Raw genomic sequence first — 25,584 nt, 5'->3', positions numbered from 1 at the left:
CTGGCCGTCGTCATGTTCGGGAAACGAGTCCGATGCGTATCTGGATCGATGCCGACGCCTGCCCCCGCGCGGCGAAGGAACTGGTGGCGAAGTTCGCCTTGAAGCGCAAGCTGGAAGTGGTGATGGTCGCCGGCCAGCCGGTGGCCAAGCCGCCGTTCGCCTGCGTCAGCCTGGTGGTGGTGCCCAGCGGCATGGATGCCGCCGACGACTACCTGGTGGAGCAGGCCGAGCCGGGCGACCTGGTGATCTGCAGCGACGTGCCGCTGGCCGACCGCCTGGTGAAGAAGGGCGTGGACGCCCTGGACCCGCGCGGGCGCGAGTTCGATGCGAAGAACATGGGCGAGCGCCTGGCCATGCGCAACCTGCTCACCGACCTGCGCGACCAGGGCCAGATGGGCGGCGGCCAGGCGCCCTATGGCGACAAGGACCGCCAGGCTTTCGCCAATGCGCTGGATCGGTTGCTGACGAAGCTGAACAAGGGATAGGGGCGGCAGGCTACAGGCTGTAGGCTGCAGGCGAAAAGCACGGAGCGCTCGGCCCTTCGCTCTTGCCTGTAGCCTGCCGCCTGCAGCCGCCTCAGGCCAGTTCAAGCACCCGATCGACCAGCTTGTTGATCCCGCTGGCCGCCTCGGCGATGTTCTGCGCCAGCATGTAGGCCGGGGTGGTCACCAGCTTGTGGCGGCTGTCCTCGACTATCTCGTCCACCGGGCATTCGACGTGCCTGGCGCCCATGCGGGTCAGCGCGGCGGCGGTGTCGGCGTCGCAGCCGATGGTGCACTCGATGCCCGGGCCGTAGATGCGCTCGGCCATGGCCGGGGCGATGCAGATCAGGCCCACCGGCTTGTGCGCGGCGGCGAAGGCCTTGGCCAGGGCCAGCACGTCCGACTCGACCTCGCACCGGTCGCCCTCGAAGGCGAAGTTGCTGAGGTTCTTCGCCGCGCCGAAGCCGCCGGGAACGATGAGTGCGTCGAAGTCCTCGGCCTTCGCCTCGCGCACGTCCCTGATGGCGCCACGGGCGATGCGCGCGGACTCCACCAGCACGTTGCGGCTCTCGGGCATTTCCTCGCCGGTCAGGTGGTTGACCACGTGGTGCTGGGCGATGTCCGGGGCGAAGCACTGCACCTGCGCGCCGCGCTGGGCCAGGCGCAGCAGGGTGATCACGCTTTCGTGGATCTCGGCGCCGTCGTAGACGCCGCAGCCGGAGAGGATGACGGCAACTTTCTTGTGCATGCAGGTACTCCTGGTTCGGGGTGGCCGGCGTGGCGACGTGCCTGTCGCCATATGCCGGCCGGGTTGTCACCGGCGGCCGTTGTACCCGGGCGCCAGAGGACTAGGATCGGTATCCATAAGCATAACGATTCGGTCGCGCCATGAACTACATCCTCTTCGCGGTGCCGTTCTTCTTTCTGCTGATCGCGCTGGAACTGCTCGCCGACCGCTGGCGCGGCACCTCCACCTACCGCCTGGGCGACGCCCTGAACAGCCTCAGCGCCGGGGTGCTGTCCACCACCAGCGGCCTGCTGACCAAGGGCATCGGCCTGGTCACCTACGTGTTCGCCTGGCAGCACCTGGCGCTCTTCGAACTGCCGGCGCACAGCGCCTGGGTCTGGGTGTTCGCCTTCGTCTTCTACGACTTCTGCTACTACTGGAACCACCGCCTGGGCCACGAGCGCAGCATCCTCTGGGCGGCCCACGCGGTGCACCACCAGAGCGAGGAGTACAACCTCAGCACGGCGCTGCGGCAGACCAGCACGGGCTTCCTGTTCGGCTGGATCTTCTATCTGCCGATGGCGGTGGCCGGGGTGCCGCCGCTGGTGTTCCTCACGGTGGCGGCGCTGAACCTGCTCTACCAGTTCTGGGTGCACACCCGGCACATTCCCAAGCTGGGCTGGTTCGAATGGGTCTTCATCAGCCCTTCGAACCACCGGGTGCACCATGCGCAGAACCCTGTCTACATGGACCGCAACTACGGTGGCGTGTTCATCCTCTGGGACCGCCTGTTCGGCACCTTCCAGGAAGAGCTGGACGAGGAGCCGGTGGTGTTCGGCGTGACCGTGCCGCTGGCCAGCTGGAACCCGCTGTGGGCCAACCTGCAGGTGTATGCCGCGCTGTGGAACGATGCGCGGCGGGCGGGCAGCTGGTGGGACAAGCTGCGCATCTGGTTCATGCGCACCGGCTGGCGCCCGGCCGACGTGGCGGCGCGCTACCCGCTGCAGAAGCCCGACCTGGCCACCTTCCGCAAGTTCGAGGTGCCGCTCTCCCGCGGCCGCCAGTGGTACGCGGCGCTGCAGTTCGCCGGCTACGTGGTCGGCGGCACCTTGTTGCTGGGATTGGGGGAGGGCTGGCCGCTGCCGGCGCTACTGCTGGGGTGGGCGTGGATGGCCTGCGGCCTGTTCGCCATCGGCGCCTGGCTGGAGAGCCGCGCCTGGGCGCCGAGGCTGGAAGTGCTGCGCCTGCTGTTGAACCCGCCCTGGGTGGCGGTTACCGCCGCAGCGGCCGGCCTGGCGCTGCCGGGGTGGGCGTTGGCGTTGCTGGGCGCCCATGCCGGCCTTAGCCTTCTGGCGCTGTGGGGCCTGCGCCACGAGGGGCGGCAGGCGCAGCCGGCCTGATCAGCCGCCGTTGCGGCTGTTCCTGATGCGCCGGTGCAGCCACAGCAGCAGGCCCACGGCGAGCAGGCCGCCGAGGACCATGAGTTCGTACTTCTTGATGTTGCCCAGCACGCCTTCGAGCACGCTGCCGAAGTAGTACGCCGCCGAGCCGAGCACGCTGGCCCAGACGATGGCGCCTAGGCCGTTGAGCAGCAGGTAGCGGCCCGGCGGATAGCCGGACAGGCCGATGGCCACCGGCATCACCGTGCGCAGGCCGTAGACGAAGCGGAAGCTCAGCACCCACAGGTCCGGGCGCCGCCGCACGTGCTCCAGGGCGCGGTCGCCGAGCTTCTGCCAGCGTGGCTTGCGCGCCAGCAGCTTGCGCCCGTGGCGGCGACCGAGGAAGTACCAGAGCTGGTCGCCCGCGTAGCTGCCGAGGAAGGCCACGGCGATCACGTATTCGAGCTGCATGTAGCCACGGAAGGCAAGGAAGCCGGCCAGCACCAGAATCGTCTCGCCCTCGAAGAAGGTGCCGAGGAACAGGGCCACATAGCCGAAATCCTGCAGGAATTGTTGGAGCATTATCGAGGCAACGCAGCGAAATGAACGCGCAGCCTAACGCGGTTGTCGTCCGGGGGGAAGGCACCTGCTGGCGGCTTGCTGGCCTTTGCATGGCCCAGGCCGCCTACTTTGGTCGTATGCTGCGGCTTCGGGCCCCTGCGACCGGTTGCCGCGACCCCGGGTCACTGTTACCCCTTGTTACCAATCGGTCATAATCACGGACTATAACTGTCACACTGTGCCTGCTGCCCGGGCCCTGGAGTACGCCGTGAGCTTCATTTCCGCCGAACGCGCCTTCCCCTTCACCCGCCTGCGCCGTAACCGCCGCGACGAGTTTTCCCGTCGCCTGGTGCGCGAGAACGTGCTGAGCGTCGACGACCTCATCCTTCCGGTGTTCGTCCTCGACGGCAAGAACCAGCGCGAGGCCATCGCCTCGATGCCGGGCGTCGAGCGCCTGTCCATCGACCTGCTGCTGCAGGAAGCCGAGCAACTGGTGGAGCTGGGCATCCCGGCGCTGGCGCTGTTCCCGGTCACCCCGCTGGAGAAGAAGTCCCTCGACGGCGCCGAGGCCTACAACCCCGAGGGCATCGCCCAGCGCGCCACCCGCGCCCTGCGCGAGCGCTTCCCGGAACTGGGCATCATCACCGACGTGGCCCTGGACCCGTTCACCAGCCATGGCCAGGACGGCATCCTCGACGAGAACGGCTACGTGATGAACGACGAGTCGGTGGACGTGCTGGTCAGGCAGGCGCTGTCCCACGCCGAGGCCGGCGCCCAGGTGGTGGCCCCCTCGGACATGATGGACGGCCGCGTCGGCGCCATCCGCGAGGCGCTGGAATCCACCGGGCACAGCAACGTGCGCATCATGGCCTACTCGGCCAAGTACGCCAGCGCCTACTACGGCCCGTTCCGCGACGCGGTCGGCTCCGCCGCCAACCTCGGCAAGGGCAGCAAGGCCACCTACCAGATGGACCCGGGCAACAGCGACGAGGCGCTGCACGAGATCGCCGCCGACCTCGCCGAAGGCGCCGACATGATCATGGTCAAGCCGGGCATGCCCTACCTGGACATCGTCCGCCGGGCCAAGGACGAATTCCGCGCGCCGACCTTCGTCTACCAGGTCAGCGGCGAATACGCGATGCACATGGCGGCCATCGAGAATGGCTGGCTCAGCGAGGCGGTGATTCTCGAATCGCTGCTGGCCTTCAAGCGCGCCGGCGCTGATGGCATCCTGACCTACTTCGCCAAACGTGCGGCAGAACAACTGAAAAGGGGGCGCTGACGCCCCCGCGACGAGACTTGCGATGAATACCGAAGGCCAGAACGCTACCGACCTGATCGAAACCGAAGTGACTGTCAGCGAGACCCTGGAGACCGTCGAGGTCCCCGTGGTCGCCGAACCCCCCGTGGAGGCGCCCGCCGCCCCGGCGGTGGCGGTGAACGTCGACGACAGCGCCCTCTACATTCATCGCGAGCTGTCGCAGCTGCAGTTCAACATCCGCGTGCTGGAGCAGGCGCTGGACGAGTCCTACCCGCTGCTCGAGCGCCTGAAGTTCCTGCTGATCTTCTCCAGCAACCTCGACGAGTTCTTCGAGATCCGCGTCGCCGGGCTGAAGAAGCAGATCACCTTCGCCCGCGAGCAGGCCGGCGCCGACGGCCTGCTGCCGCACCAGGCCCTGGCGCGGATCAGCGAGCAGGTGCACGAGCAGGTCGGCCGGCAGTACGCCATCCTCAACGACATCCTGCTGCCGGAGCTGGCCAAGCACGGCGTGCGCTTCATCCGCCGGCGCTACTGGACGCCGAAGATCAAGGCCTGGGTGCGACGCTTCTTCCGCGACGAGATCGCCCCGATCATCACCCCCATCGGCCTCGACCCGACCCACCCGTTCCCGCTGCTGGTGAACAAGAGCCTGAACTTCGTGGTGGAGCTCGAGGGGATGGACGCCTTCGGCCGCGACTCCGGCCTTGCGATCATCCCGGCGCCGCGCTCGCTGCCGCGGATCATCCGCCTGCCCGAGGACGTGGCCGGGGAGGGCGACAACTACGTGTTCCTCTCCTCGATGATCCATGCCCACGCCGACGACCTGTTCTCCGGCATGAAGGTCAAGGGCTGCTACCAGTTCCGCCTGACGCGCAACGCCGACCTCTCGGTGGACGCCGAGGACGTCGAGGACCTGGCCCGCGCGCTGCGCGGCGAGCTGTTCTCGCGGCGCTACGGCGACGCCGTGCGCCTGGAAGTGGTGGACACCTGCCCGGCGAACCTGTCCAACTACCTGCTCAAGCAGTTCGGCCTGGCCGAGAGCGAGCTGTACAAGGTCAGCGGCCCGGTCAACCTGACCCGCCTGTTCAGCGTCACCGGCCTTGCCAGCCACCCGGAGCTGCAGTACCCGCCGTTCACCCCGACCATCCCGAAGCTGCTGCAGAAGAAGGAGAACATGTTCGGCGTGCTGGCCAAGCTGGACGTGTTGCTGATGCACCCCTTCGAGTCCTTCACCCCGGTGGTCGACCTGCTGCGCCAGGCCGCCAAGGACCCGAACGTGCTGGCCATCAAGCAGACCCTGTACCGCTCCGGGGCCAACTCGGAGATCGTCGACGCCCTGGTGGAAGCGGCGCGCAACGGCAAGGAGGTCACCGCGGTGATCGAGCTGCGCGCGCGCTTCGACGAGGAGTCCAACCTGCAGTTGGCCAGTCGCCTGCAGCAGGCCGGCGCGGTGGTGATCTACGGCGTGGTCGGCTTCAAGACCCACGCCAAGATGATGCTCATCCTCCGCCGCGAGGACGGCGAGCTGCGCCGCTATGCGCACCTGGGCACCGGCAACTACCACGCCGGCAACGCCCGCCTGTACACCGACTACAGCCTGCTCACCGCCGACGTGGCGCTGTGCGAGGACCTGCACAAGCTGTTCAACCAGTTGATCGGCATGGGCAAGACGCTGCGCATGAAGAAGCTGCTGCACGCGCCCTTCACGCTGAAGAAGAACCTGCTGGAGATGATCAACCGCGAGGCGGCCCAGGCCGCCGAGGGCAAGCCGGCGCACATCATGGCCAAGGTCAACTCGCTGACCGACCCGAAGGTCATCCGCGCGCTGTACAAGGCCAGCCAGGCGGGGGTGAAGATCGACCTGGTGGTGCGCGGCATGTGCTGCCTGCGCCCGGGCGTGCCGGGGGTCTCGCACAATATCCACGTGCGCTCCATCATCGGCCGCTTCCTCGAGCACAGCCGCATCTACTACTTCCTCAACGGCGGCGACGAGAAGCTGTACCTCTCCAGCGCCGACTGGATGGAGCGCAACCTCGACATGCGCGTGGAGACCTGCTTCCCGGTGGAAGGCAAGAAGCTGGTGCAGCGGGTGAAGAAGGAGCTGGAGCTGTACCTGGCCGACAACACCCAGGCCTGGGTGCTGCAGCCCGACGGCAGCTACCAGCGCCTGAGCCCCACCGGCAACCAGAACCCGCGCAATGCCCAGGCCATGCTGCTGGAGCGGCTGTGCACGCCGGTGATCAACGGACGCTGAGCGGTTGCCGAAAGACGAAAGCCCCGTCGCGTAAGCGCCGGGGCTTTTTGCTGCGGGCATGTTTCTCGTAGGAGCGGATCTCATCCGCGAATCGCGCCGGGGGGGGCGGCTATCGCGGAGAAGCTCCGCTCCTACGGTCCAGGCTGGTATGGCTTCCTGGGAGCGGGCCCTGCCCGCGATTCGCGCGCAGGGCGCGCTCCTACAGGGGAATGGCGTGGATGGGGCAGCGTAGGAGCGGATCTCATCCGCGAATCGCGCCGGGGGGCGGCTATCGCGGAGAAGCTCCGCTCCTACGGTCCAGGCTGGTATGGCTTCTTGTAGGAGCGGGCCCTGCCCGCGAATCGCGCGCAGGGCGCGCTCCTACAGGGGAATGGTGCGGTGGGGCGGCGTAGGAGCGGATCTCATCCGCGAATCGCGCCGGGGGCGGCTATCGCGGAGAAGCTCCGCTCCTACGGTCCAGGCTGGTATGGCTTCTTGTGAGCGGGCCCTGCCCGCGATTCGCGCGCAGGGCGCGCTCCTACAGGGGAATGGCGTTCAGCTCACGCTCAGCTGGTACCCCACGCGCTGCAGCCAGCCGGCTTCCTGCTCGAAGTCGGCCTGGGTCAGCGGGTTGGCTTCCAGCCAGCCCTTGGGGAAGCGCACTTCCAGGCTCTTCGGACCCACCTTGAGGGTGACGTCCGGCATCTGCTGGGTGCCGCGGATGTGGTGGAAGAGGATGGCGAAGCGCAGCACGATGCACAGGCGGATCAGCTTGTCGCCCTGCGCGCCCTGCTCGTTGAACCTGTCCGCCGGGATGTTGCGGCGGTGGCCGCGCACCAGCAGCGCCAGCACCTGCTGGTCCTCGCGGGAGAAACCGGCCAGGTCCGAGTGCTCGACCAGGTAGGCGCCGTGCTTGTGGTAGTGGTAGTGGGCGATGTCCAGGCCCAGCTCGTGGACCCGCGCGGCCCAGCCGAGCAGTTCGCGGTGCCAGTCGTCCTGCAGGCCCCAGGCCTCGGCGACCTGCTCCAGCGCCTGCAGCGCCTTGGCCTCGACCCGCGCGGCCTGGTCGAGGTCGACGTGGTAGCGCTCGATCAGCGCGCTGATGGTGCGCTCGCGCACGTCCTCGTGGTGGTGGCGGCCGAGCAGGTCGTAGAGCACGCCTTCGCGCAGCGCGCCCTCGGAGTGCGACATCTGCTTGAGTTCGAGGGCGTCGAACAGCGCTTCGACTATGGCCAGGCCGGCCGGGAAGATCGGCCGGCGGTCGGGCTTGATGCCGTCCAGGTCGAGCTTGTCCACGTCGCCCAGCTTGAGCACCTTGCGCTTGAGCCAGGCCAGGCCCTCGGGGTTGATCTCGCCGTTGCCGTGGCCGCCGGACTGGATCGCCAGGCCCACCGCGCGGATGGTGCCGGAGGCGCCCAGGGCCTCGTCCCAGCCCAGGCGGCGCAGGCTGTTCTCGATGCCCATCAGCTCCAGGCGCGCCGAGGTGTAGGCCTGGGCGTAGCGGGCCGGGGTGATCTTGCCGTCCTTGAAGTAGCGCTGGGTGTAGCTGACGCAGCCCATCTGCAGGCTCTCGCGCAGCTGCGACTCGAAGCGCTGGCCGATGATGAACTCGGTGCTGCCGCCGCCGATGTCGGCCACCAGGCGGCGCCCGGCGGTGTCCGGCAGGGTGTGCGACACGCCCAGGTAGATCAGGCGCGCTTCCTCGCGGCCGGAGATGACCTCCACCGGGTGGCCGAGGATTTCCTCGGCGCGGCGGGTGAAGTCGTTGCGGTTGCGCGCCTCGCGCAGGGCGTTGGTGCCGACCACCCGCACCGAGCCGGGCGGCATGCCGTTGATCAGTTGGGCGAAGCGCCGCAGGCAGTCCAGGCCGCGCTGCATGGATTCTTCGTTGAGCTGGCGGTCCTCGCCGATGCCGGCGGCCAGCTGGACCTTCTCGCCGAGCCGCTCGAGGATGCGGATCTCGCCATGATCGGCCTTGGCCAGGACCATGTGGAAGCTGTTGGAACCCAGGTCCAGGGCGGCTATCAGCGGGAAGGTCTTGGCGGGGGTATGGGGCATCTTGGAAAGGTCCGTTCGTTAACCCCGACATCCTGCCACGATAGCCCTCCGGTGCCAACGAACGCCGGGCCGTCGATCGGTTCCGCCGGGGCCGGCGATAGCGACACTCAATCGCCTGCGCCTTTCGGAAGGCGGCCAAGGCGGGCTATGATGGGCCCACTTTTTTTCGCATCCGATTCCCACGGAGAGATTTCATGAGCGAACATATCGTCAGCGTTACCGATGCCAGCTTCGAGCAGGACGTGCTGAAGGCCGATGGTCCTGTGCTGGTGGACTACTGGGCCGAGTGGTGCGGCCCGTGCAAGATGATCGCGCCGGTACTGGACGAGATCGCCAAGGACTATCAGGGCAAGCTGAAAGTCTGCAAGCTGAACATCGACGAGAACCAGGAAACCCCGCCGAAGTACGGCGTGCGCGGCATTCCGACGCTGATGCTGTTCAAGGGCGGCAACGTCGAGGCCACCAAGGTCGGCGCGCTGTCCAAGTCGCAGCTGGCGGCCTTCCTCGACAGCAACATCTGAGTCGAGACAGCCCCCGGAAAAGCCCCGCGCGATGCGGGGCTTTTTTCATTCCATCCCCTAGACGCCCCTTGGCCCGGGTGTTACATTCGGGCCTGCAACGTTGTTTTACGTTGTCCCCTGCAAGCCGTCGCCGACGCACTTCCTATTCGAATTTCCAAGCGATCCTGTCGTCACTCTGCGGCACGGCATTAACGAGCTCACATGCTTGTTTCCCCTTTTCTCATATCTATCTAACACCTCCTTCTTATGAATCTGACCGAACTCAAGCAAAAGCCGATTGCCGAATTGCTGGAAATGTCCGATGCCATGGGCCTGGAAAACATGGCCCGTTCGCGCAAGCAGGACATCATCTTCGCGCTGCTGAAGAAGCACGCGAAAAGCGGCGAGGAAATCTCCGGCGACGGCGTGCTGGAGATTCTCCAGGACGGCTTCGGCTTCCTGCGCTCCGCCGACTCCTCGTACCTGGCCGGCCCCGATGACATCTACGTCTCGCCCAGCCAGATCCGCCGCTTCAACCTGCGCACCGGGGACACCATCGTCGGCAAGATTCGCCCGCCGAAGGAAGGTGAGCGCTACTTCGCCCTGCTCAAGGTCGACTCGATCAACTTCGATCGTCCGGAGAACGCGAAGAACAAGATCCTGTTCGAGAACCTGACCCCGCTGTTCCCGACCAAGCGCCTGACCATGGAGGCCGGCAACGGCTCCACCGAGGACCTCACCGGCCGGGTGATCGACCTCTGCGCGCCGATCGGCAAGGGTCAGCGCGGCCTGATCGTCGCCCCGCCGAAGGCCGGCAAGACCATCATGCTGCAGAACATCGCGGCGAACATCACCCGCAATAACCCCGAGTGCCACCTGATCGTCCTGCTGATCGACGAGCGCCCGGAAGAAGTGACCGAGATGCAGCGCACCGTGCGCGGCGAAGTGGTCGCCTCGACCTTCGACGAACCGCCGACCCGCCACGTGCAGGTCGCCGAGATGGTGATCGAGAAGGCCAAGCGCCTGGTCGAGCACAAGAAGGACGTGATCATCCTGCTCGACTCCATCACCCGCCTGGCGCGTGCCTACAACACCGTGATTCCCAGCTCCGGCAAGGTGCTCACCGGTGGTGTCGACGCCCACGCCCTGGAGAAGCCCAAGCGCTTCTTCGGCGCCGCGCGCAACATCGAGGAAGGCGGTTCGCTGACCATCCTCGCCACCGCGCTGATCGAGACCGGCTCGAAGATGGACGAGGTGATCTACGAGGAATTCAAGGGTACCGGCAACTCGGAACTCATCCTCGACCGCCGCATCTCCGAGAAGCGCGTGTTCCCGGCGATCAACATCAACCGCTCGGGCACCCGCCGCGAAGAGCTGCTGACCGGCGAGGAAGAGCTGCAGCGCATGTGGATCCTGCGCAAGATCCTGCACCCCATGGACGAGATCGCCGCGGTGGAATTCCTGCTGGACAAGCTCAAGCAGACCAAGACCAACGACGAGTTCTTCGACTCGATGAAGCGCAGCAAGTAAGCGCCGCTGGTTGATCGCTGCAAGCCACGAGGCCGGGGAAACCCGGCCTTCGTGTTTCTGCGAAGTGGTGTTAAAGGCTAAACTGTCGCATCTTCGCCTACGCCATCGAGACTTCCATGCAGTATCGCGACCTGCGCGAGTTCATCGCCGCCCTGGAGCAGCGCGGCCAGCTCAAGCGCATCCAGGTGCCGGTGTCCCCGGTGCTGGAAATGACCGAGGTGTGCGACCGCACCCTGCGCGCCAAGGGCCCGGCCCTGCTGTTCGAGAACCCCACCGGCTTCGACGTGCCCGTGCTCGGCAACCTGTTCGGCACCCCCGGGCGCGTGGCCCTGGGCATGGGCGCCGAGGACGTTTCCGAACTGCGCGAGATCGGCAAGCTGCTGGCCTTCCTCAAGGAGCCGGAGCCGCCCAGGGGCCTGAAGGATGCCTGGAGCAAGCTGCCGATCTTCAGGAAGGTCATCAGCATGGCGCCCAAGGTGCTCAAGGACGCGCCCTGCCAGGAAGTCATCGAGGAAGGCGAGGCCGTCGACCTGGGCAGGCTGCCGGTGCAGACCTGCTGGCCCGGCGACGTCGCGCCGCTGATCACCTGGGGCCTGACCGTCACCCGCGGGCCGAACAAGGAACGGCAGAACCTGGGCATCTACCGCCAGCAGGTGATCGGCCGCAACAAGGTGATCATGCGCTGGCTCAGCCACCGCGGCGGCGCCCTGGACTACCGCGAGTGGTGCCAGAAGCACCCCGGCCAGCCCTACCCGGTGGCCGTGGCCCTGGGCGCGGACCCGGCGACCATCCTCGGCGCCGTGACGCCGGTGCCCGACACCCTCTCCGAATACGCCTTCGCCGGCCTGCTGCGCGGCCACCGCACCGAGCTGGTGAAGTGCATCGGCAGCGACCTGCAGGTGCCGGCCAGCGCCGAGATCGTCCTGGAAGGGGTGATCCACCCCGGCGAGATGGCCGACGAGGGCCCCTACGGCGACCACACCGGCTACTACAACGAGGTGGACCGCTTCCCGGTGTTCACCGTCGAGCGCATCACCCGCCGCCGCAAGCCCATCTACCACAGCACCTACACCGGCCGCCCGCCGGACGAGCCGGCGATCCTCGGGGTGGCGCTGAACGAAGTCTTCGTGCCCATCCTGCAGAAGCAGTTCCCCGAGATCACCGACTTCTACCTGCCGCCCGAAGGCTGCTCGTACCGCATGGCGGTGGTGACCATGAAGAAGCAGTACCCCGGCCACGCCAAGCGCGTAATGCTGGGCGTGTGGTCGTTCCTGCGACAGTTCATGTACACCAAGTTCGTCATAGTCACGGACGATGACATCGATGCGCGGGACTGGAACGACGTGATCTGGGCGATAACCACGCGCATGGACCCCAAGCGCGACACCGTGATGATCGACAATACGCCGATCGACTACCTCGACTTCGCCTCGCCGATCTCCGGCCTGGGCTCGAAGATGGGCCTGGACGCCACCCACAAGTGGCCCGGCGAGACCAGCCGCGAGTGGGGCCGCGCCATCGTCAAGGACGAGGCGGTGACGCGCCGCGTCGACGAAATCTGGGCCAGCCTGGGGATCGATTGATGCGCACGGCCCTTCGTAGGAGCGAGCCTGCTCGCGAATGTCCGGCCGCGCAGGTTCGCGACAGGGAGGCGAAGCCGTGCGTGTGACCCTGCAACCCTCCGGCGCCCAGCTCGAACTGCGCCCGGGCGAGCGCATCCTCGACGGCGCGCGGCGCCTGGGCTTCGACTGCCCGCAGAGCTGCCGCAACGGCAACTGCCACATCTGCGCCGCCCTGCTGGTGGAAGGCCGCGTGCGCCAGGACGGCGAGGTGCGCGACCACGGCGAGCTGTTCACCTGCCTGGCCGAGCCGCTGGAAGACTGCGTGCTGCTCTGGGATGGCGTGCTCGCCCCCGGCGAGCTGCCGGTGCGCAAGCTGGCCTGCCAGCTGACCCTCTGCGAGGCGGTGGGCGGCGACGTCTGGCGCGTGCGCCTGCGCGCCCCGGCCGGCAAGCCGCCGCGCTACCACGCCGGGCAGTACCTGCTGGTGGAGCGGGGCGACGGCAACGGCTCGGCCTTCTCCCTGGCCTCGGCGCCCCACGAGGGGCGCGACCTGGAGCTGCACATCCTGGCGCGGGAGAACAGCGCCATCGAACTGCTCGGGCAACTGCAGCGCGAGCGCATCGCCCGCGTGCAACTGCCCTTCGGCGACGCCCACCTGGCCGAGCTGCCCGACGGCCCGCTGGTGCTGATCGCCGCCGGCACCGGCATGGCGCAGATGCACAGCCTGATCGAGCACTGCCGCGCCCAGGGCTTCGCCCACCCGGTGCACCTGTACTGGGGCGTGCGCCGGCCCGAGGACTTCTACGCGCTGCCGCACTGGGACGAATGGAAGGGCCTGGCCAACCTGCACCTGCACAAGGTGGTCAGCGACCTGTGCGGCTGGCAGGGCCGCTGCGGCCTGCTGCACGAGGCGGTGTGCGAGGACTTCCCCGACCTGGGCCGCCTGACGGTCTATGCCAGCGGCTCGCCGGCGATGGTCTACGCCACCCTCGACGCCCTGGTGGCCGCCGGCATGGACGCCCACCAGATGCGCGCCGACGTGTTCGCCTACGCGCCGCGGGATTAAGGCAAGCGGGCCCTGCCCGCGGAATCGCGCGCAGGGCGCGCTCCTACATGGGGCACGGTGCTGGGGCAATCCGTAGGGGCGGATCTCATCCGCGAATCGCGCCGGAGATGGCGGTTATCGCGGAGAAGCTCCGCTCCTACGGGTGGGAATGCCATGCCTCACAGCAACCTGTAGGAGCGGGCCCTGCCCGCGATTCGCGCGCAGGGCGCGCTCCTACATGGGGCACGGTGCTGGGGCAATCCGTAGGATCTCATCCGCGAATGGCGCCGGATATGACGGTTATCGCGGAGAAGCTCCGCTCCTACGGGTGGGAATGCCATGCCTCACAGCAACCTGTAGGAGCGGGCCCTGCCCGCGATTCCGCGCGCAAGGCGCGCTCCTGCATGGGGCACGGTGCTGGGGCAATCCGTAGGAGCGGATCTCATCCGCGAATGGCGCAGGAGATGACGGTTATCGCGGAGAAGCTCCGCTCCTACGGGTGGGAATGCCATGCCTCACAGCAACCTGTAGGAGCGGGCCCTGCCCGCGATTCGCGCGCAGGGCGCGCTCCTACATGGGGCACGGTGCTGGGGCAATCCGTAGGAGCGGATCTCATCCGCGAATGGCGCCGGAGATGACGGTTATCGCGGAGAAGCTCCGCTCCTATGGGTGGGAATGCCATGCCTCACAGCAACCTGTAGGAGCGGGCCCTGCCCGCGATTCGCGCGCAGGGCGCGCCTACAACGGCAGCGCCGAGGGAAACTCCGCGGCAAGGGTTTGCGCCAGCCACTCGCCGAACCACTCGATGTCGGCGCTGCTCGGCCCCGTCGGGATCAGCAACTGGTAGCTCTCCAGGCGCACCTGGTTCGGCAGCGGCCGCACCAGCGCGCCGGACTCCAGCTCCCTGCGCACCAGCACGTCGTTGGCCAGGGCGATGCCGGCGCCGGCCTCGGCCATGGACAGCGCGTGGTCGTTGCTGACGTAGAGCACGTCGGGGCTGACGCGGATGTCCAGCTGGTTGGCGGCGAACCAGGCGTTCCACCATTCGCCGTCGTGGACGTGGATCAGTTCGTGGCGCACCAGCTCTTCGGCGCTGCCCAGCGGGCCGTGGGCCGCCAGGTAGGCCGGCGAGCACACCGGGAATACCTGCGGGTGGAGCAGGGTGGCGCAGCTCTGCGGGTACTGCCCGGGCATGCCGTAGACGATGCCCAGGTCGGCGCTGTTGCCGTCCACCTCGGTGAAGGTCGGGTTCGGCTCGATCGCCACCTTCAGCCCCGGACGCTGCTGGCGCAGGGCTTCCAGGTGCGGCATCAGCCAGCGCTTGGCGAAGGCCGGCACCACCAGGATCTTCAGCCAGCGCGCCGAGCCGCCGGGGGCCAGTTCGCGGCTGGCCTCGGCGATCTGCTGCAGCGCCGTGGCTATCTTCGCGTAGTAGCGCTGGCCGGCGGGCGTCAGGCTGACCCCCCGCGGCGTGCGCTCCAGCAGCTGCACGCCCAGCCAGTCCTCCAGCAGGCGCACGTGGCGGCCGATGGCCGGCTGGGTGACGTGCAGCGCCTTCGAGGCGGCGACGTAGCTGCCCAGGCGCGCCGCCGCCTCGAAGGCACGCACGGCGTTGAGCGGCGGCAGACGGGGCAGGGACATGGGCGGCTCGCAGGCTGTTAATTTATTTAATAGCGAATGTAAGAAAATTGAGCTTTTTGCTCAACTGCAATCTGGCCACACTCGGCCCCAGCAGCCTCACCACAAAACCAGCCGGTCACCGGCACACGCTGCAGCGCTTTCCCCATTCCTGCCACAACAAGTACAAGCCTCCGCGCGCACCGCGCCAGCGGGGGAGGGAACCGGAGGTACATCCATGAGTGCCCTGCACGGCCTGCAGACGGCCGCCGTCTCCATTCGATCGGTGCGCAAGGTCTACGGCGACCCGGACAGCGGCCCGGTGGCGCTGAAGAGCGTCGACCTGGACATCCGCGACAACGAATTCTTCACCCTGCTCGGGCCCTCCGGCTGCGGCAAGACCACCCTGCTGCGGATGATCGCCGGCTTCGAGTTCCCCACCGCCGGCGAGATCCTCCTCTACGGCGAGAACATCGCCGACCGCGCGCCCTACGATCGCCCGGTCAACACGGTGTTCCAGCACTACGCGCTGTTCCCGCACATGACCATCGCGCAGAACCTGGCCTTCGGCCTGGAATCGCACCCCATGGGCCAGCGCCTGGGCAAGGCGGCGGTCGCCGGGCGGGTGCGCGAGATGCTCGCCCTGGTGCAGATGGAGCGCTTCGCCGAACGCCGCCCCACCCAGCTTTCCGGCGGCCAGCAGCAACGCGTGGCCCTGGCCCGCGCGCTGGCCCCGCACCCCAAGGTGCTGCTGCTCGACGAGCCGCTCTCGGCCCTGGACCTGAAGCTGCGCCAGGCCATGCGCGAGGAACTCAAGGCGATCCAGGCCAAGACCGGGATCACCTTCATCTTCGTCACCCACGACCAGGAAGAAGCCCTGACCATGTCCGACCGCATCGCCGTGCTGGCCGAGGGCGAGGTGCAGCAGGTCGGGCGCCCGGCGGACATCTACGAGCAGCCGCGCAACCGCTTCGTCGCCGACTTCATCGGCGAGACCAACTTCCTCCCGGCGCAGGTCGACGAGATCGCCGGCGGCCAGGCGCTGTTCCGCATCCCCGGCGGCCGCACGCTGCGCGCGGCGAGCCGCGAGGGCCTGCGCCCGGGCGCCGAGGTGACGCTGTCGATCCGCCCCGAGCGCCTGCGCCTGGTCGGCGCCGAGGACCCGCAGGCCACGCCCTGCACCCTCGCCGAGCAGATCTACCTGGGCACCGACCTGCAGTACCAGGTCAGCCTCGCCGATGGCACCCGCCTGCGCGTGCGCACGCCCAACAGCGCCGGGCAGAGCCAGCGCTTCGCCCCGGGCGAGCGCCTGGGCCTGCAGTTCGACCGCGACAGCGCCAGCGTCCTGCTGGACTGAGCCGAGGAGCGCGCCATGTCTTCCCTCACCGTACGCCCCGGCAACGCCCTGGAGCGGCGCCGGGCCCTGGGCAACCTGCTCGGCGTATCGCCGGCGCTGCTGGCCATCGGCCTGTTCCTGGTGGTGCCGATCCTCATCGTCGTCGCCTACTCGCTGATGCAGGCCAACCCCTATGGCGGCGTCAACCACGTGTTCAGCAGCGACGCCTACGTCTCGCTGCTGTTCGAGCGCCAGTTGGACGACAGCCTGGCCTTCGCCGATTCCTACCTGGTCATCGCCCTGCGCTCGCTGGGCATCGCCGCGGCCACCACCGCCATCACCCTGCTGGTGGGCTTCCCGGTGGCGGTGTGGCTGGCCATGCAGCCGGCCAGCCGGCGCGGCCTGCTGATCTTCCTGATCACCGTGCCGTTCTGGGCCAACCTGCTGATCCGAACCTACGCCTGGATCCTCCTGCTGCGCGGCACCGGGGTGATCAACAACGGCCTCATGGGCCTGGGCCTGATCCACCAGCCGCTGCCGCTGCTGTACAGCGACGGCGCGGTGCTGCTGGGCCTGGTCTACACCTACGCGCCCTTCGTGGTGCTGCCGATCTATTCGACCCTGGAGAAGATGGACATGCGCCTGCTGGAAGCCGCCCAGGACCTCTACGCCGGGCGCCTGCGCACCCTGCGCAAGGTGGTCCTGCCGATCGCCCGGCCGGGCATCCTGGCCGGCGCCATCCTCACCTTCGTGCCCTGCCTGGGCGCGATGATCGCCCCCGAGCTGCTCGGCGGCGGCACCAAGATGATGCTCGGCAACCTGATCTTCCGGCAGTTCGCCGACGCCCGTAACTGGCCCTTCGGCGCCGCCCTGTCGCTGGTGCTGATGGCAGCGGTGATGCTCGCCCTGACCTTCTACGCCATGCGCGCCGAGCGCCTGCGCGTGGCCCGGGGAGGTGTGTGATGCTGGCCCTGTTGCGCAAGCGCCGTCTCGGCGTGCAGGACTTCCCCGGCTTCGGCGGTTTCAGCCTGCTGTTCTACCTGTACCTCTACGCGCCCATCGTGGTGCTGGTGATCTACTCGTTCAACGCCAACCAGTCCGCCACCGTGTGGACCGGCTTCAGCCTCGACTGGTACCGCGCCGCCTTCGCCAACCAGGCGCTGCGCAGCGCGGCCGGCAACAGCCTGCTGATCGCCGTGTGCGCCAGCGCGATCGCCACCGCCATCGCCACCCTGGCCGCGCTGGGCACCTCGCGCGGGGCGAAGTTCAAGGGCATGCGCCTGTCCATGGGCACCATCATGCTGCCGCTGGTGCTGCCGGAGATCGTGGTCGGCGTCGCCACCCTGGCGCTGTTCTCCAGCCTCGGTGTGTCGCTGGGCTATGGCAACCTGATCATCGCCCACACGGTGTTCTGCATCCCCTTCGCCTACCTGCCGATCCGCGCCCGCCTGGAGGACATGGACCTGTCCCTGGAGCAGGCCGCCGCCGACCTCTACGCCGGGCCCTGGCGGACCTTCCGCAAGGTCACCCTGCCGCTGCTGATGCCGGGGATCTTCTCCGGGCTGATGCTGGCCTTCATCGTCTCGCTGGATAACTTCGTGATCTCGATGATGGTCTCCCAGGCCGGCACCACCACCTTGCCGATCTTCATCTTCGGCCTGCTGCGGATGGGCGTCACCCCCGACGTCAACGCGGTGTCGACGCTGATCCTCGGGGTATCCGTGTTCTTCGTCAGCCTTTCCTACCTGCTCGGCAAAGCCAAGGCCTGAGCGCCACGCCACTACGGGAGTCAACATGAGCAAGTCGATCGCAGTCATCGCCGCCACCCTGTCGCTGGGCCTGGCCGGCGCGGCCAACGCCGCCGGCCAGGTCAACGTCATCAGCTGGAGCGGCTACTTCTCGCCGCAGATCCTGGAGAAGTTCGAGAAGCAGACCGGCATCAAGGTCACGGTGGATTCCTACGATTCCAACGAGACCCTGCTGGCCAAGCTCAAGCAGGGCGGCAGCGGCTACGACGTGGCCATCCCCTCGCACCAGTTCGTGCCCATCCTGGTCCACGAGAACCTGCTGGAGCGCTTCGACCCGATCAAGCAGCCGTACTACGCGAACATCGAGGACAACCTGCGCAAACCCACCTGGGACCCGCAGGGCGGCTACTCGGTGCCCTTCATCTGGGGCACCACCAGCGTGGTCTACGACACCGCCACCTACAAGGGCCCGGCCGACAGCTACTCGCTACTGTTCCAGCCGCCGCAGGAGCTGCAGGGCAAGATCAACATGCTCGACTCGGTCAACGAGGTGATGGACACCGCCAGCCTGTACCTGGGCGTGCCGCTGTGCAGCGAGGACCCGAAACAGGTGCAGCAGGTGCTGAACCTGCTCAAGGCGCAGAAGCCCTTCGTCAAGACGTACAGCTCCAAGGCCGGCTCGGTGCGCGAGAACCTCGCTTCTGGCGAGACCTCCATGTCGCTGTTCTGGGGCGGTTCCTCGCTGCGCGCCCGGGAAATGAAACCGAGCCTGAAGTACCTGTACCCCAAGGAAGGCGTGATGGCCTGGGTGGACAACCTGGTGATCCCCAAGGGCAGCAAGAACCCCGAGGCGGCCCGGCAGTTCATCGCCTTCATGAGCCAGCCGGAGAACTCGGCGATCACCCAGAACTTCCTCAAGCACCAGAGCCCGATCAAGGGCACCGACGCCTTCCTCGACCCGAGCCTGAAGGATGCGCCCGAGCTACACATCCCCGAGGGCACCAAGGTGGTCTTCAGCAAGACCTGCGGCGAGGGCGCCATCCGCCTGGCCGACCGCCTGTGGACCAACCTGATGCGCTGACCGAAGGCGCTGGGCCCCCGCGTCCGCGGGGGTGACGGGGTGGGGCAGGGCGCCGCGAGGCGCCGTGGCTTCGCTCACCCCGTCGAAAGCGATATCCCCTGAACTGTTCCGTCATTCCCGCGAACGCGGGAACCCAGAGAAAGGCCGCGTCACATGAGCCAGAACCCGAATATCAGCCCCCTCGTCCAGCTCCAGGCCCACGAACTGGCGCAGCTCATCCGCCTGCGCCAGGTCTCCTGCCGCGAGGTGATGGGCGACTACCTGGCGCACATCGAGCGCTTCAACCCGGCGGTCAACGCCCTGGTCAGCCTGCAGCCGGCCGAAGCGCTGCTGGCCCAGGCCGACGCGCGCGACGCCGAGCTGGCCCGCGGCGAATACCGCGGCTGGATGCACGGCATGCCCCACGCCATCAAGGACCTGTCGCTGACCCGCGGCATCCGCACCACCCTGGGTTCGCCGCTGTACCGCGACTACGTGCCCGAGCGCGACGGCATCATGGTCGAGCGCATCCGCGCCGCCGGCGCCATCCTCATCGGCAAGAGCAACACCCCGGAATTCGGCCTCGGCTCGCAGAGCTACAACCCGCTGTTCGGCGCCACCGGCTGCGCCTACGACCCGGCCCGCACCGCCGGCGGCAGCAGCGGCGGCGCGGCGGCGGCCCTGGCCCTGCAACTGGTGCCGGTGGCCGACGGCAGCGACATGATGGGCTCGCTGCGCAACCCGGCGGCGTTCAACAACATCGTCGGCTTCCGTCCGTCCCAGGGCCGCGTGCCCTTCGACGACGCCGCCGACCTGTTCTGCGACCAGCTCGGCTACGAAGGCCCCATGGGCCGCAGCGTGCGCGACGTGGCCCTGCTGCTGTCGGTGCAGGCCGGGGCGGACGCCCGTGCGCCGCTGTCCATCGCCGAATCCGGCAAGGCCTTCGCCGGCCCGCTGGAGCGCGACTTCAAGGGCGCGCGCCTGGGCTGGCTGGGCGACCTCGGCGGCCACCTGGCCATGCAGCGCGGCGTGCTGGAGCTGTGCCAGCGCTCGTTCGCCGACTTCCAGGCCATCGGCTGCGAGGTCGAGCCCTGCGAGCTGGGCTTCCCCGCCGAACGCCTGTGGGACTGCTGGCGCACCCTGCGCCACTGGTTCGTCGCCGGCTCCCTGGGCGCCGCCTACGCCGACCCGGCCAAGCGCGCGCTGCTCAAGGAAGAGGCCTGCTGGGAAGTGGAGAACGGCCTGCGCCTGTCGGCCATGGAGGTGTTCCAGGCCACGGTGGCGCGCAGCGACTGGTACCGCGCCATCCAGCGCTTGTTCGAGCGCTACGACTACCTGCTGTTGCCCAGCGCCCAGGTGTTCCCCTTCGACAAGCACCTGCACTGGCCGAAGGAAGTCGCCGGCCGCGCCATGGACACCTATCACCGCTGGATGGAAGTGGTGATCCCCGGCACCCTGTCCGGATGCCCCGTCGCCAACGTGCCGGTAGGCTTCAATGAACAGGGCCTGCCCATGGGCCTGCAGATCATCGGCCGGCACCAGGCCGACATGGCCGTGCTGCAACTGGCCCATGCCTACGAGCAGGCCACCCAATGGTACCGGCGCTGCCCGCCGCCGCTGCTGGCGCAGTGAGGCGCGCCGAAGAAGGAGGTTCGATGAACGTCAGCTTCTTCCAGGAACTGCTGCAGAGCATCAGCGAACGCGGCCGCCAGCTGCTGGAGTCCCGCGAGCCGGTGCCGATCAGCGCGGCGTCGCTGGTGGAGGCCAGCCGCCGCCTGCTCTCCGGCCACGGCGAGGCCTCCGGCGTGGCCCTGGCGCGGCAGGTGCTGTGCGCCTACCGCGACTGCCCGCCGGAGCAGCAGAAGGCCTTCTTCGACAACCTGCTCAACGATTTCGCACCGCCCGCCGAGGCCCTGGCCGACGCCTGCCGGCGCTACCTGGAAAACCCCGGCGCGGAGCAGGTCACCGCGCTGTTCGAGGCCTGCGAGCCGCCGCGCCAGGAGCTGTTCCGTCGCCTCAACCAGGCCCCCGGCGGCACCGCCGAACTGATCGCCATGCGCCGCCTGCTGCTGCAGGAGCTCAAGGCGCGGCCGCAACTGGCGGCGGTGGACCACGACCTGCAGCACCTGCTGGCCTCCTGGTTCAACCGCGGCTTCCTGGTTCTGCGGCGCATCGACTGGTCGACCCCGGCGGCGATCCTGGAAAAGATCATCCGCTACGAAGCGGTGCACGCCATCAAGGACTGGGACGACCTGCGCAGCCGCCTGCAGCCGGCCGACCGCCGCTGCTTCGCGTTCTTCCACCCGGCGCTGCCGGAGGAGCCGCTGATCTTCGTCGAGGTGGCGCTGACCCGGCAGATGCCCGCCGCCATCGCCGAAATCCTCGAACAACCCGGCGAGGCCGCCGATGCGCCGGACACCGCGGTGTTCTACTCCATCAGCAACTGCCAGGAAGGCCTGCGCGGCATCTCCTTCGGCAACTTCCTGATCAAGCAGGTGGTGGAGGAACTGGCCCGCGAAGTGCCCGGCCTCAAGCAGTACGTCACCCTCTCGCCGGTGCCCGGTTTCCGCCGCTGGCTCGACAGCCAGGCCGGGCGCCCCGAGGTCGCCGAATGCCTGAAGGCGCTCAAGCCCGACGCGTCGCCGGCCCCGCGCCTTGAACAGCCGCTGCTGGCGCTGGCCGCCGAATACTTCCTGCAGGCCAAGAACGACCAGGGCCTGCCGCCGGACCCGGTGGCGCGCTTCCACCTGGGCAACGGCGCCCGCCTGGAGCGCCTGAACTGGCGCGGCGACCTCTCCGCCGGCGGCCTGCGCCAGGCCGCCGGGCTGATGGTCAACTACCGCTACGAATTGCGTCAGATCGAGAAAAACCACGAAGCCTACGCCAACCAGGGCACGGTGATCGCCGCCAACGAGGTCAAGCGACATCTCGCCCCACCGGCCAAGCCCCGCCGCTAGGAACCGCCATGAACCAGAGCCTTTTCGCCGCCGTCGGCGAGCACCTGCCCGAAGACCTCAACAAGCCCTTCCTCCGCACCCCGGATGGCGGCGGCTACAGCTATGCCGAGATGCTGCGCAGCAGCGCGCAGTTCGCCCACGCCCTGGTGGAACTGGGCGTGCAGCCGGGCGACCGCGTCGCCGTGCAGGTGGACAAGAGCCCCGAGGCGATCATGCTCTACCTCGGCACCCTGCGCGCCGGCGCCGTCTACCTGCCGCTGAACAGCGGCTACACCAGCGACGAGCTGAGCTACTTCCTCGGCGACGCCGAACCCTCGCTGTTCGTCTGCACCCCGGCCTTCGAGGAGCAGGCCAAGGCACTGGCCGAACAGTGCGGCGTGGCCCGCGTGGCGACCCTCGGGCAGCACTGCGAAGGCAGCCTGATGCGCCACGTGGAAGGCAAGCCGGCGCGCTTCGCCGACGTCGCGCGCAGCCGCGACGACCTCGCCGCCATCCTCTACACCTCCGGTACCACCGGGCGCTCCAAGGGCGCCATGATCAGCCACGGCAACCTGGTCTCCAACGCCCGCGCGCTGGTCGAGGCCTGGGGCATCACCCGCGCCGACTGGCTGCTGCACGCGCTGCCGATCTTCCACATCCACGGCCTGTTCGTGGCCATCAACAGCCTGCTGATGGCCGGCGGTTCGCTGCTCTACGTGGACAAGTTCGACGCCGCGCAAGTGCTGGGCCTGCTGCCCCAGGTGAACCTGCTGATGGGCGTGCCGACCTTCTACACCCGCCTGCTCGACCAACCGGGGCTGACCCGCGAGGCGGTGGCGCACATGCGCCTGTTCGTCTCCGGCTCGGCGCCGCTCACCGCCGAGACCCACAAGGCCTTCCGCGAGCGCACCGGGGTGGCCATCCTCGAGCGCTACGGCATGACCGAAACCGGCATGAACACCTCCAACCCGCTTGATGGCGAGCGCATCGCCGGCACCGTCGGCTTCCCGCTGCCGGGCGTGGAGTTGCGCATCACCGACCCGGCCGAGAAGGAGGCGAAGCTGCTGCCGCAAGGCGAGCCGGGGATGATCGAGGTGCGCGGCCCCAACGTGTTCCGCGGCTACTGGCGCATGCCGGAGAAGACCGCCGAGGAACTGCGCGGCGACGGCTTCTTCATGACCGGCGACATCGGCTTCATCGATGACAAGGGCTACGTGCAGATCGTCGGGCGCAGCAAGGACATGATCATCAGCGGCGGCTACAACGTGTACCCGAAGGAGCTGGAACAGATCATCGACACCCTGCCCGGCGTGGCCGAGTCGGCAGTGATAGGTCTGCCGCACCGCGACTTCGGCGAAGGCGTGACGGCGGTGGTGGTGGCCAGGCCCGGCGAGGCGCCGAGCGAGGCGGATATCCTCGCCGGCCTGGACGGTCATCTGGCGCGCTACAAGCAACCCAAGCGGGTGGTGTTCGTGGACGCGCTGCCGCGCAACGTGATGGGCAAGGTGCAGAAGAACCAGCTGCGCGAGCGCTTCAAGCAGCTGTACGCCTGAGCGCAGGGCGCATAGCCGTTCGCGATTATCCACCGTTGGCCGCGGCGCCGAGGCCGACGGCGGATAACGGCTCTTCGTAGGAGCGAGCTTGCTCGCGAACGGGGGCCTGTCGGTGGCGCCGAAAAGCACCCTCTCCCCAGCCCTCGGCTGCGCGCCCCGCCCTGAAGGGAGAGGGGGCTAGTTCGTGCCGAGAGAAGTAATGGCTTCAGCCGGAACCTGCCGGGCTAACCAGCTAACTCCAAAACACCCGCATCTGCCCAACGGTCCCCTCTCCCTTCAGGGAGAGGGTTAGGGAGAGGGAGCGGATTCTCCCCAAACACCATCACATCAGGCGCGCACCTGCACCACCACCTTCCCGACAGCCCTACGCTGCCCCAGGTGATCGATCGCCTCCCCAGCCTTCTCCAACGGATAGGTCTGCGAAACCAACGGCTTCAACTTGCCCTCCGCGAACCACTGGAACAGCTGCTGGAAGTTGGCCGCGTTGTCCTGCGGCTGGCGCTGGGCGAAGGCGCCCCAGAACACGCCTACCAGGGAAGCGCCCTTGAGCAGCGGCAGGTTGGCCGGCAGCGAGGGGATGGTCCCGCTGGCGAAGCCGACCACCAGCAGGCGGCCGTTCCAGGCGATGCTGCGGAAGGCTTCCTCGAACAGCTCGCCGCCCACCGGGTCGTAGATCACGTCCACGCCCTGGCCGCCGGTGATTTCCTTGAGCTTGTCCTTCAGGCTGCCCTCGCTGTAGTTGACCAGCACGTCGGCTCCCGCAGTCCTGGCCACTTCCAGCTTGGCGTCGCTGCTGGCCGCGGCTATCACCCTGGCGCCCATCGCCTTGCCGATCTCCACCGCCGCCAGGCCCACGCCGCCGGAGGCGCCGAGCACCAGCAGGGTCTCGCCCGGCTGCAGGTTGCCGCGCTGCTTCAGCGCGTGCATCGAGGTGCCGTAGGTCATGCCGAAGGCGGCGGCGGTGGTGAAGTCCATGCCCGCCGGGATCGGCAGCACGTTGTAGGCGCCCACCGCCACCTGCTCGGCGAAGCTGCCCCAGCCGGTCAGGGCGATGACGCGGTCGCCGGGCTTGACGTGGGAAACCTTCTCGCCCACCGCGGCGACCACGCCGGCGGCCTCGCCGCCCGGGGCGAAGGGGAAGGGCGGCTTGAACTGGTACTTGCCCTCGATGATCAGGGTGTCGGGGAAGTTCACCCCGGCGGCGTGGACGTCCAGCAGCACCTCGTTCTTCGCAGGCGTGGGGCTGGCGATTTCTTCCAGCACCAGGGTTTCGGCGGGGCCGAAGGCTTTGCACAGCACGGCTTTCATCGGGGGTGTACTCCTTTCGTGTAATGCCCGGCAGTGTAGGAGTGGTAGGGCGGAGGGCAAATCAGTATGGTCCCGGCTTATGCCGCTGCATAACCGCCGGGCTTGGGCCGCGCGCCCGGTATGGCTATGCTTGCCGGCATCGTGCATGGAGAAGTCGCCTTGAAAGCCCTGATCGCCCTGACCCTGATGCTGTTCCTCGCCCCCGTGATGGCCTCGGAAGAGGAAGCCAAGCCGGAAGACGCCAACAAGCCGTTGTTCGTCGACCTCACCCCGGCCCTGGTCGGCAACTACGGCAGCGGGCCGAAGCTGAAGTACTACAAGGCCGATATCGCCCTGAAGGTCACCGGCAAGGAGGCCGAGGAGAAGGTCGAGCACCACGAGCCGCTGATCCGCAACCAGTTGATCATGCTGTTCGCCCAGCAGACCGACGAGACCCTCGGCAGCGTCGAGGCCAAGGAGAAACTGCGCCAGGAGGCGCTCAAGCAGGTACAGACGGTCCTCAAAGAAGAGGAAGGGAAGCCACTGGTGGACGATCTGCTGTTCAACAACCTGATCGTGCAGCCCTGAGACGGAGCAGGTTTCGCGCGTTTTCGCCCGTTATCCAGGTCTTTTCGGGCGGCTCTGACCTGTATCAAGGCCTTTTCCCCTCCCTTCGCTGAAGATCCCTACAAGATCGCTCGGAATGAGC

Annotated in this window: 21 protein-coding genes; 16 read left to right on the top strand and 5 right to left on the bottom strand. The window is 67.9% G+C overall.

Translation table 11 applies throughout. The features are described from left to right. Positions 1-32: 32 nt before the first annotated feature. Entirely contained in the window at positions 33-485 is a 453-nt protein-coding gene (locus CHC02_RS08445) for a YaiI/YqxD family protein (protein ID WP_089391037.1), read from the top strand. A 91-nt stretch (positions 486-576) separates the two neighbouring features. On the opposite strand, the gene elbB is transcribed toward CHC02_RS08445, so the two are convergent. After that, positions 577-1,230, bottom strand: coding sequence for an isoprenoid biosynthesis glyoxalase ElbB (elbB, locus tag CHC02_RS08440; RefSeq protein WP_089391036.1), 654 nt, complete (start codon positions 1,228-1,230; stop codon positions 577-579). Positions 1,231-1,370: 140 nt separating this feature from the next. Between elbB and CHC02_RS08435 the strand changes: the two genes are divergently transcribed. Continuing rightward, positions 1,371-2,609, top strand: coding sequence for a sterol desaturase family protein (locus CHC02_RS08435; RefSeq protein WP_089391035.1), 1,239 nt, complete (start codon positions 1,371-1,373; stop codon positions 2,607-2,609). Here CHC02_RS08435 and CHC02_RS08430 read toward each other — a convergent pair whose 3' ends face one another. Continuing rightward, positions 2,610-3,173, bottom strand: coding sequence for a DedA family protein (locus tag CHC02_RS08430; protein WP_089391034.1), 564 nt, complete (start codon positions 3,171-3,173; stop codon positions 2,610-2,612). Between the two features lie 244 nt (positions 3,174-3,417). Here CHC02_RS08430 and hemB point away from each other — a divergent pair, with 244 nt between their 5' ends. Then, entirely contained in the window at positions 3,418-4,431 is a 1,014-nt protein-coding gene (hemB, locus tag CHC02_RS08425; protein ID WP_089391033.1) for a porphobilinogen synthase, read from the top strand. A 22-nt stretch (positions 4,432-4,453) separates the two neighbouring features. Continuing rightward, positions 4,454-6,664, top strand: coding sequence for a polyphosphate kinase 1 (gene ppk1, locus CHC02_RS08420; protein ID WP_089391032.1), 2,211 nt, complete (start codon positions 4,454-4,456; stop codon positions 6,662-6,664). 534 nt (positions 6,665-7,198) lie between these two features. Here ppk1 and ppx read toward each other — a convergent pair. Then, positions 7,199-8,701 carry an exopolyphosphatase gene (ppx, locus tag CHC02_RS08415; protein WP_089391031.1) on the bottom strand — a complete coding sequence of 501 codons (1,503 nt, stop codon included), beginning with the start codon at positions 8,699-8,701 and terminating at the stop codon, positions 7,199-7,201. Positions 8,702-8,895: 194 nt separating this feature from the next. On the opposite strand from ppx, the gene trxA reads away from it, so the two are divergent. The 4 genes from trxA (at position 8,896) to CHC02_RS08395 (ending at position 13,359) form a co-directional block, all read left to right on the top strand. Continuing rightward, complete coding sequence (gene trxA, locus CHC02_RS08410) at positions 8,896-9,222, top strand: thioredoxin TrxA (RefSeq protein WP_009615069.1); 327 nt, start codon at positions 8,896-8,898, stop codon at positions 9,220-9,222. A 246-nt stretch (positions 9,223-9,468) separates the two neighbouring features. Then, a complete protein-coding gene (rho, locus tag CHC02_RS08405; protein WP_089391030.1) occupies positions 9,469-10,731 on the top strand; it encodes a transcription termination factor Rho in 1,263 nt (420 codons plus the stop codon). Between the two features lie 116 nt (positions 10,732-10,847). Further along, a complete protein-coding gene (gene ubiD, locus CHC02_RS08400; protein WP_089391029.1) occupies positions 10,848-12,314 on the top strand; it encodes a 4-hydroxy-3-polyprenylbenzoate decarboxylase in 1,467 nt (488 codons plus the stop codon). A 76-nt stretch (positions 12,315-12,390) separates the two neighbouring features. Continuing rightward, complete coding sequence (locus tag CHC02_RS08395) at positions 12,391-13,359, top strand: CDP-6-deoxy-delta-3,4-glucoseen reductase (protein ID WP_089391028.1); 969 nt, start codon at positions 12,391-12,393, stop codon at positions 13,357-13,359. 717 nt (positions 13,360-14,076) lie between these two features. Here the strand turns inward: CHC02_RS08395 and CHC02_RS08390 are convergent. Then, positions 14,077-14,979: a LysR substrate-binding domain-containing protein gene (locus CHC02_RS08390; RefSeq protein WP_089391027.1), complete on the bottom strand. Its 903-nt coding sequence runs from the start codon at positions 14,977-14,979 to the stop codon at positions 14,077-14,079. 214 nt (positions 14,980-15,193) lie between these two features. Between CHC02_RS08390 and CHC02_RS08385 the strand changes: the two genes are divergently transcribed. From CHC02_RS08385 to CHC02_RS08355, 7 genes are all read left to right on the top strand, one after another. Beyond that, positions 15,194-16,312 carry an ABC transporter ATP-binding protein gene (locus CHC02_RS08385; RefSeq protein WP_089391026.1) on the top strand — a complete coding sequence of 373 codons (1,119 nt, stop codon included), beginning with the start codon at positions 15,194-15,196 and terminating at the stop codon, positions 16,310-16,312. A gap of 15 nt (positions 16,313-16,327) precedes the next feature. Continuing rightward, entirely contained in the window at positions 16,328-17,254 is a 927-nt protein-coding gene (locus tag CHC02_RS08380) for an ABC transporter permease (protein ID WP_089391025.1), read from the top strand. Then, positions 17,254-18,060 carry an ABC transporter permease gene (locus tag CHC02_RS08375; protein ID WP_089391024.1) on the top strand — a complete coding sequence of 269 codons (807 nt, stop codon included), beginning with the start codon at positions 17,254-17,256 and terminating at the stop codon, positions 18,058-18,060. The genes CHC02_RS08380 and CHC02_RS08375 overlap by 1 nt, the downstream gene beginning before the upstream one ends. A 25-nt stretch (positions 18,061-18,085) precedes the next feature. Then, the gene (locus tag CHC02_RS08370; RefSeq protein WP_089391023.1) at positions 18,086-19,120 is read left to right on the top strand and encodes an ABC transporter substrate-binding protein; all 1,035 of its coding nucleotides are present in this window, start codon (positions 18,086-18,088) and stop codon (positions 19,118-19,120) included. Between the two features lie 153 nt (positions 19,121-19,273). Further along, a complete protein-coding gene (locus CHC02_RS08365) occupies positions 19,274-20,731 on the top strand; it encodes an amidase (RefSeq protein WP_089391022.1) in 1,458 nt (485 codons plus the stop codon). A 23-nt stretch (positions 20,732-20,754) separates the two neighbouring features. Beyond that, positions 20,755-22,056, top strand: coding sequence for a malonyl-CoA decarboxylase (locus tag CHC02_RS08360; protein WP_089391021.1), 1,302 nt, complete (start codon positions 20,755-20,757; stop codon positions 22,054-22,056). A gap of 8 nt (positions 22,057-22,064) precedes the next feature. Beyond that, complete coding sequence (locus CHC02_RS08355; protein WP_089391020.1) at positions 22,065-23,588, top strand: malonate--CoA ligase; 1,524 nt, start codon at positions 22,065-22,067, stop codon at positions 23,586-23,588. 327 nt (positions 23,589-23,915) lie between these two features. On the opposite strand, the gene CHC02_RS08350 is transcribed toward CHC02_RS08355, so the two are convergent. Then, positions 23,916-24,896, bottom strand: coding sequence for an NADPH:quinone oxidoreductase family protein (locus CHC02_RS08350; protein WP_089391019.1), 981 nt, complete (start codon positions 24,894-24,896; stop codon positions 23,916-23,918). A gap of 159 nt (positions 24,897-25,055) precedes the next feature. On the opposite strand from CHC02_RS08350, the gene CHC02_RS08345 reads away from it, so the two are divergent. Beyond that, positions 25,056-25,463, top strand: a complete 408-nt coding sequence (locus CHC02_RS08345) for a flagellar basal body-associated protein FliL (protein ID WP_089391018.1) — start codon at positions 25,056-25,058, stop codon at positions 25,461-25,463. Positions 25,464-25,584 lie beyond the last annotated feature (121 nt).

The organism is Pseudomonas delhiensis (assembly GCF_900187975.1).
GTDB lineage: Bacteria > Pseudomonadota > Gammaproteobacteria > Pseudomonadales > Pseudomonadaceae > Pseudomonas > Pseudomonas delhiensis.
Note: the sequence above shows the minus strand (reverse complement) of the source record. Positions and strands in the feature narration are given on the sequence as shown.